Genomic DNA, 17335 nt, shown 5'->3' on the forward strand with positions numbered 1-17335 from the left:
TAAAAATAAAGGAGTTTAAATATGATAGAGAAAAATATAAAGATAAACCTTCCAAAAGAAGTGGAATTTATTATAGACACTTTAGAAAAATATAGATATGAAGCCTATGCCGTAGGAGGATGTGTCAGGGACAGTCTTTTAAACAGAATTCCTCATGATTGGGATATTACAACAAATGCCAAAGGAGAACAAGTTATAAAAATATTTAAATCTTTAGGATATAATGTGGTGGAAACGGGAATTAAGTTTGGAACAGTTACTGTTTTTATAAATTATATTGGATACGAAATAACCACATATAGGGTTGATGGCGATTATTTAGATGGTAGACATCCTGATAAAGTTGAATTTACAAATAATTTGAAAGAGGATTTAAGCCGTAGAGATTTTACCATAAATGCCATGGCATATAACAATAAAGTAGGACTAGTAGATTATTTTAATGGTATAGAAGATTTAAAAAATAAGGTTATTAAATCTGTAGGAGACCCAATAAAAAGATTTTCAGAAGATGCACTAAGAATGATTAGAGCGGTTAGATTTTCTGCTCAATTAGATTTTCAAATAGAAAGTAATACAAAAGAGGCCATAAAAAAATTAAGTAGCAATATTAAAAATGTATCCATGGAAAGAATTAGAGAGGAATTTAACAAAATACTTTTATCACCTAATCCATGTAAGATTAGAGAATTAAATGAATATGGAATTTTACAAAGCTTTTTACCGGAATATGATGTTTGCAAAAATATAGAGCAAAATAATCCCTATCATATATATAATTTAGGAGAACACTTAATTTGCAGTTTAGATTTAGGGGGACGGTTAATTCCTAATTTTCAAAATGATAATAATAAGATACCTGTAAAACTTACTATGCTTTTACATGATATAGGAAAACCTAAATGTAAAACTACAGATAACAAAGGTGTGGATCATTTTTATGGACATGAGAAAATATCTAGTAATATGGCCAAAGACATTTTAAAAAGATTAAAATATGATAATAAGACTATAGATAAAGTTACTTCTTTAATAAAGTATCATCATTATCCTATAGAAAATAAGAAAAATATTAAAAGGTTGTTAAGTAAAATAGGAACTGAGCTTTTTATAGATTTATTAAAAGTTAAAGAAGGGGATATAAGAGCTCAAAATCCGATATTTTTTGAAAAAAGATATGAAAAGATAGTAAATGCAAAAAAATTTTTAGAAAAAATATTAAAAGAAGATGAATGTTTTACTTTGAAGGATTTAGCCATTAATGGTAAGGATTTAATAGATTTAGGATATAAAAATGGAAAATCTATAGGTAAAACTTTAAATATGTTATTAGAATTAGTTTTAGAAAATCCAGAGCTAAATAAAAAAGAAGAATTGATAAAATATATTAAAAAAGAAGAATCCTAAAAGTTATTATAATGAAGGGTTCTTCTTTTTTTCTGTTAATTTACTATTAATAAGTTTAAGTTTATCTGATCTTTTAAATTGTTTTATTTCATATTCCCTTTTTTGAGCGGAAATTTTATCTTCATATTCTTCGTAATATACAAGCTTTATTGGAAGTCTAGCTCGTGTATATTTAGAAGCTTTTCCTTTTGAATGAGTGTCTATTCTTTTTTCTAAATTGTTTGTCCACCCAGTGTATAAAGTATTATCATTACACTGAAGTATATATACGTAACACATATTTAATCACCTATAGTATTGTAACATAAAAAAGAAAATAAGGGACGGTTCATTTAAATTATCCATAAAAAGTTTAAAGAGGAGAAAAGGGTATTGTTCATGACTTAAAATAAATTGAATAAAAACTTCATTTCGTGGGGATAATTAGGATATAAAATATGGAACGAGGTGTTTTTATTGCCAAGAGTTAGAAGACAAAAATCAGAGGATGCTATATATCATGTAATGGTAAGAAGCATAACAGAAGTCCCCCTATTTAAGAAACATGAAGATAAAATTAGATATTTAAATAAGATGAGGGAATATCAAAAACAATATGGTTTTAAAGTGTATGCATATTGCCTAATGACAAATCATGGACATTTTATAATAGATTCTAATGGAGCAGATATATCAAAAATAATGCAGGGACAAAATCTTAGCTATGCAATAAATTTTAATAAAATTAATAAAAGAAGGGGACCTTTATTTCAAGACAGATTTAAAAGTAAAATAGTTGATACACAAAGATATCTTATTACATTATCTGCCTACATTCATAACAATGTGTTAGATATAAAAGGATATGAAAAATGCCCAGAAAAGTATAAATACTCAAGTTTGAAAGTATACTTAGGTCTTGAAAAAGATGACACAGGTCTTTTAGATGAAGCATTTATAATGCAGTATTTTAGTAATAATGTAAAAGAAGCTAGGGAGAACTATGCTAAATTAGTTTACATATGTGATGATGAAAAAATAAAAAAAGAATTAGAATTTCAAGATGAAAAAACAGAATATAGAAGTGAAAGAAAGATAATAGTACGAAACTTTGAGCCAGATGAAATATTAAAGTTTATTGAAAAAGAAACAGGAATAAAGCAAGTAATGTATCATATACAAAAGACACAAAACTCAAAAATTGTAAAAGCCTTAGCGTGCCTTTTCATGAGAAGTTTTTGTAACTATAGATGCAAGGATATATGCAAAGTTCTAGGGAATATCACTCAATCATCGATATCAAGACTCTGTTCTATTGGAGTTGAACTAATATCAACAGAAGATAAGTATAAAGATCTAATGAATAAGTTTATTTCTGAATATAGTAACTCAAAAACAGTTGCTTGTACTTAATATTTAATATTTTTTATAATTATTTATCCGTAGATTTTTTAATTATTGATTATTACATTTTATAAATGAAATTAAAAAATTAATGTAATTTATAGATAGACCTTTTATTTTAAATCTAATAGAAGGTTTTATTAGTATGTTTATAATTAATATGGACAAGCATTATCAATGTATTAATAATTAAAAAATACTATATAAAATTAGTTTATGTAGGTAATTAGTAAAAAGGGAGTAAAAAGGGACGGTTCTAAGATAAATAAAGATTCAACTGAACCGTCCCTTTTTATCTTTTTTATCTTTTCTTGAATAATATTATATTAGACAAACTTATATAAATTTCAATAACTAATATTTAAGAGGTGAGTTCACAATTGAAAATAAATGAAAGTAATTTAAAATTTAAAAAATTAGTATATACAAATAATCCTAATAAAATTATATATCATCATACAGAGGCCACAAAAGCTACTATTGAAGACATTCATAGATGGCATTTAGAACAAGGATGGAGTGGATGTGGATATCATTTCTTGGTTAGAAAGGATGGTTCTATTTGGAGAGGAAGACCTGAAAATGCGGTGGGAGCGCATAGTTTAAGATCAAATTTAAATTCTATTGGTATTTGTGCAGAAGGTAATTTTATGAAAGAAACTATGGGACAAGTTCAAAAAAAGTCATTAATAGAACTTGGAATATATTTAAAAAACAAATACGATATAGTAAATATATATGGACATAAAGATGTATATTCTACAGATTGTCCAGGAATTAATTATCCTTTAGAGGAAATAAAATTAGCTATAAAAAAAGGAGAGCAATTAAGGAATCAATCTTTTATAAAAATAGAAGCTAAAGCTTATACAGGTTATAAAGGAGAAGCTGTTGTGGAGTTAATAATAAAAGACTATTCGTCAGATGTTGTAAGAGCGTTTGGTTGGGTAGATACCGATGAAAAGGCAAGTTGGGCATTTGATATAGTGCCACCTAATTTTAAATATGGTAAGCTTGAGAAAAATGCTAGCAAAATTATAAAAATTAGAAATGAGGGGCAGTATTTTTCTAAAGGAAACTCTTATAAAATAAAAGTAAAAGGATATAACAACAAGGGTAAAATTGTTGCAGAAGATGAAGCAATTTTAAAAATACCAATAATTTAAATTAATTAAAAAAGGAAGAAATTCATTAAAATTTCTTCCTTTTTGATGTGAAAAAATGAACCGTCCCTATTTAACTATCCCTATTTAAAACCTAACAAAGACCCTACTTGGTAAATTAAAACGGATACTACCCAAGCTAATACAAAGGTATATGCTATAGAAAATAGAGTCCATTTTGTAGAATTAGTTTCTTTTTTAATTGTGCCGATAGCAGCAGCACAAGGTGTATATAAAAGAGTCATAACCATAAAAGATACAGCAGTTAGTGGCGTAAAGACACCTTGTACAGCACTAATTAATTTTGAACCTTCTTCAACACCAGCATAAACCATTCCAAGAGTTGCTACTACTGCTTCCTTTGCAACTATTCCAGTAAATAGACCAACTGATGCTTGCCAATTTCCAAAACCAGCAGGTTTAAATAAAGGAGCTATAAAGGAACCAATTTGTCCTAATATGCTAGCTTCACTATTAGGTTCTACTCCATAAGGAAGTACACCTAAAACCCATAATATAGTAACTACAGAAAAGATAATTGTTCCTGCTCTTTTTAAGAAAGCACCTACTTTATCCCACATATTTAAAAGTACTCCCTTTAAGGTTGGAAGTCTATAAGGTGGAAGTTCCATAATAAAATAAGAACTTTCTCCTTTAAATAGAGTTTTACTTAATACTTTTCCTACTATTAATGCAGTTATAATTCCTAAAACATAAAGTAAGAAGATTACTAGTGCTCCGTTATTTGGGAAAAATGCAGCGATAAATACTAAATATATAGGTATTCTAGCACTACAAGACATAAAAGGATTTATTAAAATTGCAATCATTCTATCTTTTTTACTTTCTAAAGTTCTTGCAGCCATAATTCCAGGAACATTACACCCAAATCCAATTATCATGGATACAAAGGTTTTACCATGAAGACCCAAAGCTCTCATTAATCTATCCATAACGTAAGCAGCTCTTGCCATGTAACCTGTATCTTCAAGTATTCCCATTAATAAATATAAAACCATAATTAAAGGAAGAAATTCCACAACGGCTCCTATACCACCAAATATACCTTCTCCTACAAAGGAAACTAGCCATTCAGGAGAATTTAAACCAACTAAAAAATTTGTTGTGGATTCCCCAAGGCTTTCTATTGCTCCTGCTGCTAACTCACCAAGCATATCTTGTCCAATAGTAAAAGTTAATTGGAAAATTAAATACATAATTGCTGCGAAAATAGGTATTCCAAGCCATTTATTTGTTACCCATTTATCGATTTTATCAGATAAAGTAGCTTGAGAAGTAGAGGGACGGGTAATGCATTTAGATACAATATCAGATATAAATTCATATCTTTTATCTACTACTGCTAATTCATAATCGTCATTTTTTTCTTTTAAAAGATCTATTTCTTTTATTAATAATTCAGAAGGATTATTTTCTTGTATCATGTTTAATACATAGTCGTCACCTTCTAAAAGCTTAAGGCTTATCCAATTATAAGGAAATGGAAGTTTAAACTTTTCATTTTTTAAGATTTTTACTAACTTTTCTTTTTTATCATCAAGTTCTTTTCCATAGCTAAATAAAATTGGATTAAAAGAACTCTCATTTATAAATTTCATAGATTCTTTTATTAAATCAGAAATACCTTTTTTCCTTTTAGCAACTATTGGTATAACAGGTACGCCAAGTTCTTTAGATAATTTATTTGTATCTATTTTAATATTTTGTGATGTAGCTTCATCCATCATGTTTAAAGCAACAACAACTTTAACACCCATCTCCATTAATTGACTAGTTAAATAAAGATTTCTTTCTATGTTTGTTGCATCTACTACATTAATTACCACATCAGGGTCATCTTTAAGTATATAATTTCTTGCAATTAATTCATCCTCTGAATATGCAGCAAAACTATAAGTTCCAGGTAAATCTATAACCTTAAAACGTTTATCTTTATACTTAAAAGAACCTTCCTTTTTTTCAACGGTTACACCTGGCCAGTTACCAACGTGTTGGTTAGTACCAGTAAGTGCATTAAAAAGAGTAGTTTTACCGCTATTAGGGTTACCTACTAATGCAAATGTACTCATTTAAATTCCTCCTCATTTTTTAGTAATAAGTATTTTTTGTGCTAAACCTTTACTAATAGCAATACGACTACCAGTTAAGGAAACAATTAAAGGTCCAAAATCATTTTTAACAATTTCTATATTAGAACCTCTATTAATTCCCATTTCATATAGTCTTTTCGATATATTATCGCTTCCATTGATGGATTCAACAATACCTTTTTCACCTATATTTAAAAAGGTTAATGGCATATTTCCCATAAAAAACTCCTTTCTTTAGTAATCAACTAATATAGATTCTGCTTCTTTTTTTCTAAGAGTAAGTTTATAGCTTCTTACTAAAATCTCTATAGGATCACCTAAAGGGGCCTTTCCTGTTACTTTAATAGTTATTCCAGGAATTAAACCCATATCCATTAATCTTTTTTTTGAAAGATCATTGGATATAGATTTAACTTTAACGGATTGTCCTATAGGGACATCTTTTAAATTTTTCATTGATATACCTCCACATATTTGATATTGATAATCGTTATCATAACAACGTATTCATTATAACATAGGTAAAGATAAAATAAAATATTATTTAATTTTATATATAAGCAGAATTTGGATTTATTGATAAAAAATAAGCTTTTCTTAAAGAATGCTTATTTTTTATCAATAAATCTATTGGTATGAAAAAATTTCCAAGGGTTAAATATGGATTTGCACTAAAACTGAAGCAAGAATTATATTGAGAAAATTGTAAAAATTATCATATAATATTGATAGTATAATAAATAATGGACGAATTGTTAAATACTATTAAATAATTGTTTAAATAATGATATAATCAAATAGATATTAATTGTAATTTTTATTAAAAATAAAGAAAAGGAGAATGATTATGGATTACAAGAAATATGTTGACAAATATGTTATAAGACTAGATAGAGGAGATGAAATAGTAAAGAGTATTAAAAAATTGTGTAAAAAGGAAGGTATAAAAGCAGCAAAGATTTCAGGCATAGGTGCTACAAATCATGTAGTTATAGGTATATATGAACTTGAGAATAAAAAATATCATGAAAAAGAATTTAAAGAGGATTTTGAAATTACGTCTTTAATGGGTAATGTATCTACATATAAAGGCGATTTAATACCACATTTACATATTAATTTAGGTGATAAAGATTTTAATGTAAAGGGAGGACACTTGCAATCTGCCATAATAAGTGTTACGGGAGAAATTTTTTTAGAGCCTATTGAAGATGTTTTAGAAAAAGAAATTAATGAAGATACTGGGATTAAAATACTAAAATTCTAATTTTATAAGCTGGGAGGAGTTAAATTGACAGAATATACAATTAAAATAAAATTATTAAAAAAAGATGCAAAATTACCCCAATATGCTCATGAAAATGATGCAGGAATGGATTTATTTTCAACAGAAGATAAAGTTATAAATCCAGGAGAGCGTTCTTTAATATCTACAGGAATAAGTATAGAATTACCTAAAAATACAGAAGCACAAATAAGACCAAGAAGCGGATTGGCTCTAAGAAATGGAATTACTGTATTAAATACTCCAGGAACTATAGATGAAGGATATAGAGGAGAAATAGGTATTATATTAATTAATCATGGTGAGAAAAGCTTTAAAGTAGAAAAAGGAATGAAAATAGCTCAAATGGTTATAAAACCAATTATTAAAGTTAGTATTGAAGAGGTTGATACATTATCTGAAAGCCAAAGAGGAGAAGGTGGATTTGGTTCTACAGGAAAGTAAAGTATTAAGGGGGAGACAGTATTGAAGAGACATAAAAATCTGAAATTAGTACAAAAATTAATTTTAAGTTATACATTGATAGCACTATTAATAGGAGCAGTAGGTTTTGTAGGTATATTTAATATGAGAAAAGTAAATACAAATGGAGAAAAGTTATACCATGAAGGTCTATTAGGAATAAACAGTATTAGAAATATAAAAGAAAATTTTTTAACTATAAGATGTAATACACTTATTATGGCGTCTGAGGAAAATTCAGGTCAAGTGTCTTATTTACAAGATGATATAAAAAAATTAATTAATAGCAATAATGAACTTTTGGCCATATATGAAAAAACAATAACTTCTAGAGAAAACAAAGAAGTATATAAACGATTTAAAAAGTCTTCCGATGATTATATAAATATGCATAGTATAATTATGAAAGCAATAGAGAAAAGAGACTATGAAAAAGTTAAATTTCATATGAATCAAATTTCTGAGATTAGGGATATTATGTTTAGCCAATTAAATGAATTAATAGATTTAAACATTAAAATGTCTAGACAGGCGAAGGCAGTAAGTACTTCTACTTATGATGCATCTTTTAAAATAATTATAGTATCTATAGTCTTAGGTTTTATTTTAGCTATTGTTATGGGATGGAGCATATCTTCTAGAATAACAAATAATATAAAACAAATAGTAGATTTTGTAAAAGCTATTGAAAAAGGAGATTTAACAAAGGATATAGACATAAAAACGGGAGATGAGATAGGAGAAATTGCTAGGGCTTTAAATATTGCCAAGGAAAATATAAGGGCCATTATAAGCAAAATAGAAACTAGTGCAAGGGATATAAGTGTTAGTAGTAAAGAGTTATCATCTATTACAGAAGAAGTTTATTCAAAAGTTGAAACTGTAAATGAATCAGTAGGTGGAATAGCGAAAGGTTCTCAAGATTTAAGTGCTACTGCAGAAGAGGTAAGTGCATCTGCTCAGGAAATAGGTGCAACTACAATGGAATTAGCTCAAAGATCTAATAGCTTTAATGAAACTGTAAATAATATAAAAGATAGGGCTATAGATATAAAAAATAAAGCTACAAAAGCAATAGAAAATAGTAAAATGATATATGAAAAACATGAAAAAGATTTAATTAAATCTATTGAAGAAGGTAAAGTGGTAGAAGATGTTAAGATAATGGCTGAATCCATAGGAAGTATTGCAGAACAAACCAATTTACTTGCCTTAAATGCTGCCATTGAAGCAGCAAGGGCAGGAGAACATGGAAAAGGATTTGCTGTAGTTGCAGAAGAAGTTAGAAAGCTTGCAGAGGAGTCTGCTAATGCTGTAACAGAAATTCAAAATATGGTAGTTAAAATACAAGGGGCTTTCTATAGCTTATCTGAAAATGGTAAAAGCATACTTAAGTTCATGGAAACCAATGTAAATCCCAATTATGAATTATTAAAAGATACAGGAGAAAATTATGAAATAGATGCTGAAATGATAAAGGAAATAATGGATTATGTAACTATATCTTCAAATCAAATATCAGAATCCATTGAACAAGTAAATGCAGCTATACAAAATGTTTCAGCCACAGCAGAGGAATCTGCAGCAGGTTCTGAAGAAATAATGGCCGGTGCTAATGAAACAGCGGTAGCAATGGAACAAGTTGCAACTTCTACAGATGCTCAAAATGAATTAGCAATTAAACTTAATGATATAATTGATAAATTTAAGATATAAATTTATGTATTGAATAAAGAAAAAGTAAAGTATATTATAAAGTGTATAATATTAAAAATAGTAAAGTGTTAAAACTTTACTATTTTTAATTTAGGGTAAAAACAAAAGGGAGCAAAATTAAGATGATTGATTTTAAGTTAGTAACTTTTTTAACTGTAGTTAAAGTAGGAAATTTCACAAGAGCTGCTAATATATTAAATCTAACTCAGCCGGCTATATCTCAACATATAAAGTATTTAGAAAATTATTATGGAGTAAAATTATTTAAAAATAAAAATAAAAACATGGAATTAACAAAAGAGGGCAAAATTTTATTTAAATATGGGAGACAAGTAGAAAGTATTAGCAATATAGTTCATATGAAATTAAAAGACTCTGTAAATAAAAGGTATATAGTTGGAGCAACTTTAACCATAGGAGGATATGTAATCCCTTCAATAATAGGAGAATATAAAAGAGAAAATGATGATATAGATGTTATATTGAAGGTTGAAAATACTAATACTGTAATAAAAATGTTATATAAAGGAGAAATAGAACTTGGAGTTATCGAAGGAATTTTTGATAAGGAAAAAATAGAATACACTAAGTTTAAAGAGGATGAACTAATACTAGTGACATCTCCAAATCATAAATTTGCTAATAAAAACTTTGTTACGATAGAAGAAGTTTTAGGCGATAAATTAATTTTAAGGGAAAGTGGATCTGGTACAAGACAAATTTTTGAAGAACATTTATTTAAAATAGGAATAACAAGAGGCGACTATAATATTTATATGGAAATAGGAAATATTTCTGCTATAGTTTCTTTGGTAAAATCTAATTTGGGGTGCACTATAATTTCTCGAGAGGCTGTGAAAGAAAATATTAAAGATGGTTCTTTGAAAGAAATTAAAATAAAAAATTTTAATATGAAAAGGGAATTTAATTTTATACATTTAAAAGATGGAAATGAAAAGTTTATAAAAAGTTTTATAAACTTTTGTAAAGAAAATAGTGTATAAATATTTCTTATCCTAGTATTACAAATAATAATTGGACAATAACAAGAGCAAATATTAATATTAGTATTGACAATAAAATAACAATATAAAAATTATATTTGTAATATAGGAGGAAATAAAAATGGCTATAAAATTAAGTGAAGAAGAATTTAAAACTTTAAAAGGACAAGGGTTCATACCTCAAAGAGGAAAAGAATATTTTATTTGCAGGGTTATAACAAAAGATGGGAATCTAAACAGTGAAGAAATGAGCGTTGTATCTAAAATATCTAAAAAATATGGAAGAGGGTATTCAAGCTTTACAACTAGATTAACCGTTGAAATACCTTGGATAAAATATGAGGATATAGAAAAAGTTAAGAATGAATTAGAAGAGGTGGGTTTATATTCAGGGGGAACTGGAAATAGAGTAAGACCAATAGTTGCCTGTAAAGGAACAGTTTGTACCTATGGCTTAGTAGATACACAAAAATTAGCAAGAGAGGTACATAAAAGATTTTACGAAGGATTTTATGATGTATCACTTCCTCATAAGTTTAAAATAGGTATAGGTGGATGCCCTAATAACTGTATAAAACCAGAATTAAATGACTTAGGCATTGTAGGACAGAAAAAACCTAAAGTAATCCATGAAAATTGTGTGGGATGTAAAGTATGTTCTGTAGAAAATGTTTGTAGATTTAATGCATGTAAGGTTGAGGATGAAAAAATAAAAATAGATTTTAATAAATGTACTAATTGCGGATTATGTATAGACAAATGTCATTTTAAAGGGGTCCAACTAGATAAAGAAGGAGTAAAGATTTTTGTAGGAGGAAAGTGGGGAAAAAATCCTAGAGTAGGTGAAGTTTTCTCAGATATTATAAGTATTGAAGAAGCTATGGAAATAACAGAAAAATTTATAAACTATTATAAAGAAAATGGAAATCCTAAAGAAAGATTTGGAAGTCTTATAGATAGAGTTGGATTGAATAATATTAAAAAAGAAATATAAAATACTAAAAAAGCTTTGGATAAATTCCAAGGCTTTTTTATATATAGTGAGTTTCGTAATAATATATGCAAAATTTTATTTAAAGCATATTTATTAGAAAGAATGTTTTTAAGAAAAATTATAATTTTACATAAAAAATATTATGTAAATTAAATAAAAATGTAAACCAAAGAAAAATATAAAATATAATAAAAAACAAATTATATAGAAAAAAGGAGCATTCTTTAAAATTTTGCAAAATATGCTTGAATTTTTTATAAATCTAAAGGTATAATGAGTATAGTTGAGCAATTGTTAATGGAAGGATGAAGTTTATGGTAAAAAGTATGACGGGCTTTGGAAGGGCAACCTTTGAAAATGAAAAAAGAAGTTTTGTAGTTGAAATTAAAAGTGTAAATCACAGATATTGTGATATAAACATAAAAATGCCTAGAAGCTTAATCCAGTTAGAGCAAAAAATAAGAGAAATAGTACAAAAGTATGTAGGAAGAGGAAAAATAGATGTATTTATAAATCTTAATACATATGATAAAAGTAATGTGGAAACAATTTTTAATAAGGATTTAGCAGATGGATATGTAAAGAATCTAGAAGAAATAAAAAGTAGATATAATATATCAGAAGAATTATCTATAGATTTAATTGCAAAGTTCCCTGAAGTTATAACTATAGAACATAAAGAAGAAGACATTGATGAGCTTTGGGTAGAACTTAATGATCCATTGGAGGAAGCTGCAATTTCTCTTGTGAAAATGAGAGAAGTAGAAGGTGCTAAGCTTAAAGAAAATATTTTGGAAAAATGTGACAACATAAAAGAAACATGCAAAGAAGTTGAAAAAATAGCTCCTCAAGTAGTAACAATGTATAAAGAAAAATTAGAGTTAAGATTAGAAGAACTTTTAAAAGATGTTGAAATTGATGAAGAGAGGCTGGCTATGGAAGTGGCACTATTTGCAGATAAAAGCTGCATAGATGAAGAAATAGTTAGACTTAAAAGTCATTTAATTCAAGTAAAGGATACTCTAAACTTAGAAGAACCTATAGGTAGAAAATTAGATTTCATAGTACAAGAAATGAATAGGGAAGTAAACACAATTGCTTCAAAGGCTAATAATTTAGATATTTCAAATTTTGTATTAACCATGAAAAATGAAATTGAAAAAATAAGAGAACAAATTCAAAACATTGAATAAATAAAATAATAGGAGGAATTATATGGCTATTAAATTAATAAACATAGGATTTGGAAATATTGTTTCAGCAAATAGACTTATTGCAATAGTAAGTCCAGAATCTGCACCGATAAAAAGGATTATACAAGAAGCAAGAGACAGAGGAATGTTAATAGATGCTACATATGGAAGGAGAACAAGAGCTGTTATTATAACTGATAGTGATCACGTTATATTATCTGCAGTTCAACCAGAAACAGTTGCTCATAGGTTATCATATAAAGAAGACATATTAGAAGAGGATGAAGATTAATGAAAAAAGGCTTGCTAATTGTAATCTCAGGACCTTCAGGTACAGGCAAAGGAACGGTTTGCAAAGAACTCTTGAAAAACAATAATTTTTGGTTTTCAGTTTCCGCCACTACTAGGGCTCCAAGAGAAGGTGAAGTACATGGGAAAAACTATTACTTTATGACAAAAGAAGAATTTCAAGATAAAATTGAAGAAAATGATTTTCTAGAATATGCTGAAGTATATGGCAATTATTATGGAACTCCTAAATCAAAAGTAGTAGAAATGTTAGATAAGGGCAAAGATGTAATACTAGAAATAGATATACAGGGAGCCTTAAAAGTAAAGGAAAATTATAAAGAAGGAATATTTATATTTATATTACCACCTTCTATGGAAGAATTAAAAAATAGAATAATAAAAAGAGGTACAGAAACAGAAGAATCTCTTATGACTAGATTTAAATCAGCATATAAAGAAATTAATTATGTGTCAAAATATAATTATGCTGTTGTGAATGATAAAGTTAATGATGCAGTAAAAAAAATACAAAGCATCATTATAGCTGAAAAATGTAGAGTGGATAGAATAAAAGATTCAATATTATTATCTAAGGAGGGAATAATCCATGAACAACTCTATGATTAATCCTGCAATAACAGATTTACTTAAAAAAGTAGATAATAGATACTCATTGGTAGTAGTAACATCTAAAAGGGCAAGACAATTAGTAGACGGAGATGATCCCCTTTTGGAATCAGATATAGTAAAACCTGTATCTTTAGCTATTGAGGAAGTTAATGAAGGACTTATATCCTATGAGACTATTAAGGAAGGAATAAAATAGAATGGATAAAAAGAACATAGTTATAGGTGTTACAGGAGGAATAGCAGTATATAAAGCTTTAGATGTAATAAGCAAATTAAAGAAAAAGAATTTTAATATACATGTTATTATGACAAAATCTGCCTGTGAATTTGTAACTCCTTTAAGCTTTCAAAGCTTAAGTCAAAATATGGTTGTAACAGATATGTTTGATGAACCAAAGCATTGGGAAATTCAACACATCTCCCTGGCTAAAAAAGCAGATCTTATGCTTATAGTGCCAGCTACAGCTAATATAATAGGTAAGGTTGCCAATGGTATAGCAGATGATATGTTATCTACTACTATAATGGCCACTAGAGCGCCAGTAGTATTTGCTAGTGCTATGAATACAAATATGTATACAAATCCGATAGTACAGCAAAATATAGAAAAACTAAAATCCTTTGGATATAATTTTATAGAACCAGCTTCAGGTATGTTAGCCTGTGGAGATAGTGGTAAAGGAAAACTGGCGGATACAGAACTTATAGCAAATGTAGCAGAAAGTATGCTTTATCCTAAAAAAGATTTAGTAGGAAAAAAAGTTTTAGTAACAGCAGGACCTACTAAGGCTTCAATTGATCCTGTTAGATATATTACAAATAAATCAACTGGAAAAATGGGTTATGAAATAGCTAAAGAAGCCAGAGATAGGGGAGCAGATGTAACTTTAATATCTGGAACTTCAAATTTACAAGATCCATTTGGTATTAAGACTATTCATATTAATACAAATGAAGAAATGTTAAAAGAAGTGTTAGATAACTTTGAAAAACAAGATATTGTAATAAAAGCAGCAGCAGTTGCAGATTATAAACCTAAAACTTTCTCACAAAAGAAAATAAAAAAGAAAGATGGAGAAGGTTTAAATTTAGAAATGGAAAAGGATACAGATATATTAAGAAAACTTGGCAGTATAAAGAAAAATCAAGTATTAGTAGGTTTTGCAGCAGAGAGTAATGATTTAATCCAAAACGCTACAGAAAAACTTGAAAAGAAAAACTTAGATTATATAGTTGCCAATGACATAACAGGTAAAGGGATTGGTTTTGCCTCTGATGAAAATAAAGTAAATATATTATGTAGAAATGGAAATAATATCCCATTAGAGAAAATGAGTAAGAAAGAAGTAGCAAGAGAAATTTTTGATTTAATACTAAAGGAAAATTTTTAAAAAGTGCTAAGCATTTTTTATATGGTTAACTTAAAAGGGGCTAAAGAAAAGCCTCTTTTATTTACTGATAAAAAGGGTGATAAAGTGTATAGATATGCAGGCGTAGTTGTAAACAGTACTTCAATTCAATTGGATAAAATTTTTACTTATAAAATACCCCAAGAGCTTTTAGCAAAAATTAAAATTGGAAATAGGGTACTAGTGCCTTTTGGCATGGGTAATAAAAAAATAGATGCTTTTGTAATAGATTTATATGAAAATATAGAGAATAAAGGAAATATAAAAATAAAATCAATAATTAAAGTATATGAAAAATTTCCTGTTTTATCTTATAAAGACATGCGCATTGTAGAATACATGAAAAAAAATTACTTATCCACTTATATGGAAGGAATAAAAACCATACTACCGTCTATACTTTTTAAAGGAGTTAAAAAGAAAAAAGAAAATTTAATATATATAGGAAAGCCTTTAGAAGGAAGGCACAATAAGGAACCTTACATTAACATATACAACATAGTAAAGAAAAACAGTGGAAAATTTAATAAAACAGCTCTAAGCAAAAAATTTAATTTATCCTTATCTTCCATAACCACATTGCTAAAATATGATTTTTTAACTCAACAAGAAAAAGTTATAAATAGATATAATGACAAAGCCTATAAAGAATATGAAGAAAAAGTTTTAAATGAAGACCAAAGATGTGCTGTAGAAAAGATAATGAATTCTTCTCAAAACATGTTTTTAATAAAAGGTGTTACTGGCAGTGGAAAAACAGAAATATATATGAATTTAGTAAAAGAGATGTTAAAACAAGGCAAAGATTCTATTATATTAGTTCCAGAAATAGCACTAACACCTCAAATGATAGAAAGGTTTAAAGGAAGATTTGGAAAAGACATTACACTTTTTCACAGTAGACTTTCTGATGGAGAAAAATATGATGAGTGGGTAAGGGTTAAAAAAGGGGAAGTAAAAATTGCTATAGGACCTAGGTCAGCAATTTTTTTACCTTTTAACAATTTAGGTTTAATAGTAATAGATGAAGAACATGAAACTAGTTATAAATCCGACAGTGATCCTAAGTATAATGCAAAAGATATAGGAAAAATAAAAAGTGAGCTTTATAATTGCAAATTAGTATTAGGAACAGCTACACCTTCTATAGAAACTTACTATGCAGCAAAAACAGGTGAACTAGAACTTATAGAACTTTTAAATAGAGCTGATGGTGCAGCTATGCCTAAAGTGGAAATTGTGGACATGAGAGAGGAATTAATAAATAATAATAGATCCATTTTTAGCAAAAAACTTTTTGAAGGTATAGAAGAAAGATTAAATAAAAAAGAACAAATAATATTGTTTTTAAATAGAAGAGGTTTTTCTACTTTTGTTTCCTGCAGAAAGTGTGGATATGTTTTCAAGTGTAGCAATTGCGATATAGCTCTTACTTATCATAATAGAAATTCTTTTTTAATATGCCATTATTGTGGTAAAAGGGAAAGAGTTTTAAAAACCTGTCCTAAATGTGGCAGCTCTTATGTTAAATATTTTGGTGCAGGTACAGAGAGAATAGAAAAAGAAGTGCACAAATATTTTCCAAATGCAAAAACTTTAAGAATGGATTTTGATACCACAAGAAAGAAAAACTCTCATGAAAGAATATATGAAACTTTCAAAAGTGGTAAGGCAGATATTTTAATAGGTACTCAAATGATAGCTAAGGGACTGGATTTTGAAAATGTAACTTTAGTTGGAGTAATTGCAGCGGATTTATCTCTCAATATACCAGATTATAAAGCTACGGAAAGAACCTTTCAACTTATAACTCAGGTATCTGGAAGAGCAGGAAGAGGTAAAAAAGAAGGAGAGGTTATAGTTCAAACCTATAATCCAGACAACTATAGCATAATATACTCTGCAAGTAACGAATACGATAAATTTTACAAAGAAGAATTGGAATACAGAAGGTTAATGGAGTATCCTCCTTTTACAGAAATTATGCTTATAAATTTAAGCAGTAAAAATGAGGATATATTAATAAAAAATATACAAAATGTTGGTATAATATTAAAAGATACTTTAAAAAATAATGATAAAATAAATATACTTGGACCATGTCCTTGTGAAATATCTAAAATAAAAAATAATTATAGGTGGCAAATAACCTTAAAGGGAATTATGAGTTATGAATTAAAACATATTATAAAAAATAAAGTATATGAAAGTTTAAAGGATGTATATAGCGATATAAAAGTTAGCATAGATATAAATCCTACAAGTTTAATGTAAATGTATTGGAGGT

At 27.7% G+C, this 17335-nt stretch carries 18 protein-coding genes; 14 read left to right on the forward strand and 4 right to left on the reverse strand.

Annotated features, from left to right (window positions below; all coding sequences use genetic code 11):
* Positions 1–21 precede the first annotated feature (21 nt).
* Positions 22–1407 (forward strand): CCA tRNA nucleotidyltransferase, encoded by a 1386-nt coding sequence (locus CKV72_RS04840; RefSeq protein WP_095177643.1) that lies wholly within the window; start codon positions 22–24, stop codon positions 1405–1407.
* 6 nt (positions 1408–1413) lie between these two features.
* Here the strand turns inward: CKV72_RS04840 and CKV72_RS04845 are convergent, their stop codons facing one another.
* Entirely contained in the window at positions 1414–1686 is a 273-nt protein-coding gene (locus CKV72_RS04845; RefSeq protein ID WP_089864047.1) for a GIY-YIG nuclease family protein, read from the reverse strand.
* A 168-nt stretch (positions 1687–1854) separates the two neighbouring features.
* On the opposite strand from CKV72_RS04845, the gene CKV72_RS04850 reads away from it, so the two are divergent.
* Positions 1855–2799, forward strand: coding sequence for a transposase (locus tag CKV72_RS04850; RefSeq protein ID WP_095177644.1), 945 nt, complete (start codon positions 1855–1857; stop codon positions 2797–2799).
* A gap of 371 nt (positions 2800–3170) precedes the next feature.
* Positions 3171–3956, forward strand: coding sequence for an N-acetylmuramoyl-L-alanine amidase (locus CKV72_RS04855; protein ID WP_157726536.1), 786 nt, complete (start codon positions 3171–3173; stop codon positions 3954–3956).
* A gap of 80 nt (positions 3957–4036) precedes the next feature.
* Here the strand turns inward: CKV72_RS04855 and feoB are convergent, their stop codons facing one another.
* The 3 genes from feoB to CKV72_RS04870 are packed head-to-tail and all read right to left on the reverse strand — an operon-like array spanning position 4037 to position 6520.
* A complete protein-coding gene (gene feoB / locus CKV72_RS04860) occupies positions 4037–6043 on the reverse strand; it encodes a ferrous iron transport protein B (RefSeq protein WP_095177646.1) in 2007 nt (668 codons plus the stop codon).
* 12 nt (positions 6044–6055) lie between these two features.
* On the reverse strand, positions 6056–6283 hold the full coding sequence (locus tag CKV72_RS04865) for a FeoA family protein (protein ID WP_089864053.1): 228 nt from the start codon (positions 6281–6283) through the stop codon (positions 6056–6058).
* Between the two features lie 15 nt (positions 6284–6298).
* Positions 6299–6520 carry a FeoA family protein gene (locus CKV72_RS04870; protein WP_095177647.1) on the reverse strand — a complete coding sequence of 74 codons (222 nt, stop codon included), beginning with the start codon at positions 6518–6520 and terminating at the stop codon, positions 6299–6301.
* Between the two features lie 391 nt (positions 6521–6911).
* Between CKV72_RS04870 and CKV72_RS04875 the strand changes: the two genes are divergently transcribed.
* The 11 genes from CKV72_RS04875 to priA all read left to right on the forward strand — a co-directional run bounded on the left by CKV72_RS04875 (position 6912) and on the right by priA (position 17322).
* Positions 6912–7331: a PPC domain-containing DNA-binding protein gene (locus CKV72_RS04875; RefSeq protein WP_095177648.1), complete on the forward strand. Its 420-nt coding sequence runs from the start codon at positions 6912–6914 to the stop codon at positions 7329–7331.
* Positions 7332–7355: 24 nt separating this feature from the next.
* On the forward strand, positions 7356–7793 hold the full coding sequence (gene dut / locus CKV72_RS04880; protein ID WP_089864058.1) for a dUTP diphosphatase: 438 nt from the start codon (positions 7356–7358) through the stop codon (positions 7791–7793).
* Between the two features lie 21 nt (positions 7794–7814).
* Positions 7815–9527, forward strand: coding sequence for a HAMP domain-containing methyl-accepting chemotaxis protein (locus CKV72_RS04885; protein WP_095177649.1), 1713 nt, complete (start codon positions 7815–7817; stop codon positions 9525–9527).
* Positions 9528–9649: 122 nt separating this feature from the next.
* Positions 9650–10531: a LysR family transcriptional regulator gene (locus tag CKV72_RS04890; protein ID WP_095177650.1), complete on the forward strand. Its 882-nt coding sequence runs from the start codon at positions 9650–9652 to the stop codon at positions 10529–10531.
* 121 nt (positions 10532–10652) lie between these two features.
* Positions 10653–11525 (forward strand): (4Fe-4S)-binding protein, encoded by an 873-nt coding sequence (locus CKV72_RS04895; protein WP_089864063.1) that lies wholly within the window; start codon positions 10653–10655, stop codon positions 11523–11525.
* A 314-nt stretch (positions 11526–11839) separates the two neighbouring features.
* Positions 11840–12718 (forward strand): YicC/YloC family endoribonuclease, encoded by an 879-nt coding sequence (locus CKV72_RS04900; RefSeq protein ID WP_089864065.1) that lies wholly within the window; start codon positions 11840–11842, stop codon positions 12716–12718.
* 22 nt (positions 12719–12740) lie between these two features.
* Positions 12741–13010, forward strand: a complete 270-nt coding sequence (remA, locus tag CKV72_RS04905; RefSeq protein ID WP_023438094.1) for an extracellular matrix/biofilm regulator RemA — start codon at positions 12741–12743, stop codon at positions 13008–13010.
* The gene (gene gmk / locus CKV72_RS04910; RefSeq protein WP_095177651.1) at positions 13010–13636 is read left to right on the forward strand and encodes a guanylate kinase; all 627 of its coding nucleotides are present in this window, start codon (positions 13010–13012) and stop codon (positions 13634–13636) included. Before remA ends, gmk begins: the two co-directional genes overlap by 1 nt.
* Positions 13617–13835: a DNA-directed RNA polymerase subunit omega gene (gene rpoZ, locus CKV72_RS04915; protein WP_089864068.1), complete on the forward strand. Its 219-nt coding sequence runs from the start codon at positions 13617–13619 to the stop codon at positions 13833–13835. Before gmk ends, rpoZ begins: the two co-directional genes overlap by 20 nt.
* 1 nt (position 13836) lies before the next feature.
* The gene (gene coaBC, locus CKV72_RS04920; RefSeq protein WP_089864069.1) at positions 13837–15030 is read left to right on the forward strand and encodes a bifunctional phosphopantothenoylcysteine decarboxylase/phosphopantothenate--cysteine ligase CoaBC; all 1194 of its coding nucleotides are present in this window, start codon (positions 13837–13839) and stop codon (positions 15028–15030) included.
* An 84-nt stretch (positions 15031–15114) separates the two neighbouring features.
* Positions 15115–17322, forward strand: coding sequence for a primosomal protein N' (priA, locus tag CKV72_RS04925; protein WP_095178365.1), 2208 nt, complete (start codon positions 15115–15117; stop codon positions 17320–17322).
* Positions 17323–17335 lie beyond the last annotated feature (13 nt).

The sequence above is a fragment of the Clostridium cochlearium genome (genome assembly GCF_900187165.1).
Taxonomy (GTDB): Bacteria; Bacillota; Clostridia; order Clostridiales; family Clostridiaceae; genus Clostridium_G; species Clostridium_G cochlearium.

Excerpts from the sequence above, each read along its gene's own strand:
- remA (WP_023438094.1), top strand. The coding sequence starts at position 12,741 with ATGGCTATTAAATTAATAAACATAGGATTTGGAAATATTGTTTCAGCA.
- gmk (WP_095177651.1), top strand. The coding sequence starts at position 13,010 with ATGAAAAAAGGCTTGCTAATTGTAATCTCAGGACCTTCAGGTACAGGC.
- CKV72_RS04900 (WP_089864065.1), top strand. The coding sequence starts at position 11,840 with ATGGTAAAAAGTATGACGGGCTTTGGAAGGGCAACCTTTGAAAATGAA.
- coaBC (WP_089864069.1), top strand. The coding sequence starts at position 13,837 with ATGGATAAAAAGAACATAGTTATAGGTGTTACAGGAGGAATAGCAGTA.
- CKV72_RS04875 (WP_095177648.1), top strand. The coding sequence starts at position 6,912 with ATGGATTACAAGAAATATGTTGACAAATATGTTATAAGACTAGATAGA.
- CKV72_RS04870 (WP_095177647.1), bottom strand. The coding sequence starts at position 6,520 with ATGAAAAATTTAAAAGATGTCCCTATAGGACAATCCGTTAAAGTTAAA.
- CKV72_RS04840 (WP_095177643.1), top strand. The coding sequence starts at position 22 with ATGATAGAGAAAAATATAAAGATAAACCTTCCAAAAGAAGTGGAATTT.
- CKV72_RS04865 (WP_089864053.1), bottom strand. The coding sequence starts at position 6,283 with ATGGGAAATATGCCATTAACCTTTTTAAATATAGGTGAAAAAGGTATT.
- rpoZ (WP_089864068.1), top strand. The coding sequence starts at position 13,617 with ATGAACAACTCTATGATTAATCCTGCAATAACAGATTTACTTAAAAAA.
- feoB (WP_095177646.1), bottom strand. The coding sequence starts at position 6,043 with ATGAGTACATTTGCATTAGTAGGTAACCCTAATAGCGGTAAAACTACT.
- CKV72_RS04895 (WP_089864063.1), top strand. The coding sequence starts at position 10,653 with ATGGCTATAAAATTAAGTGAAGAAGAATTTAAAACTTTAAAAGGACAA.
- CKV72_RS04890 (WP_095177650.1), top strand. The coding sequence starts at position 9,650 with ATGATTGATTTTAAGTTAGTAACTTTTTTAACTGTAGTTAAAGTAGGA.
- CKV72_RS04845 (WP_089864047.1), bottom strand. The coding sequence starts at position 1,686 with ATGTGTTACGTATATATACTTCAGTGTAATGATAATACTTTATACACT.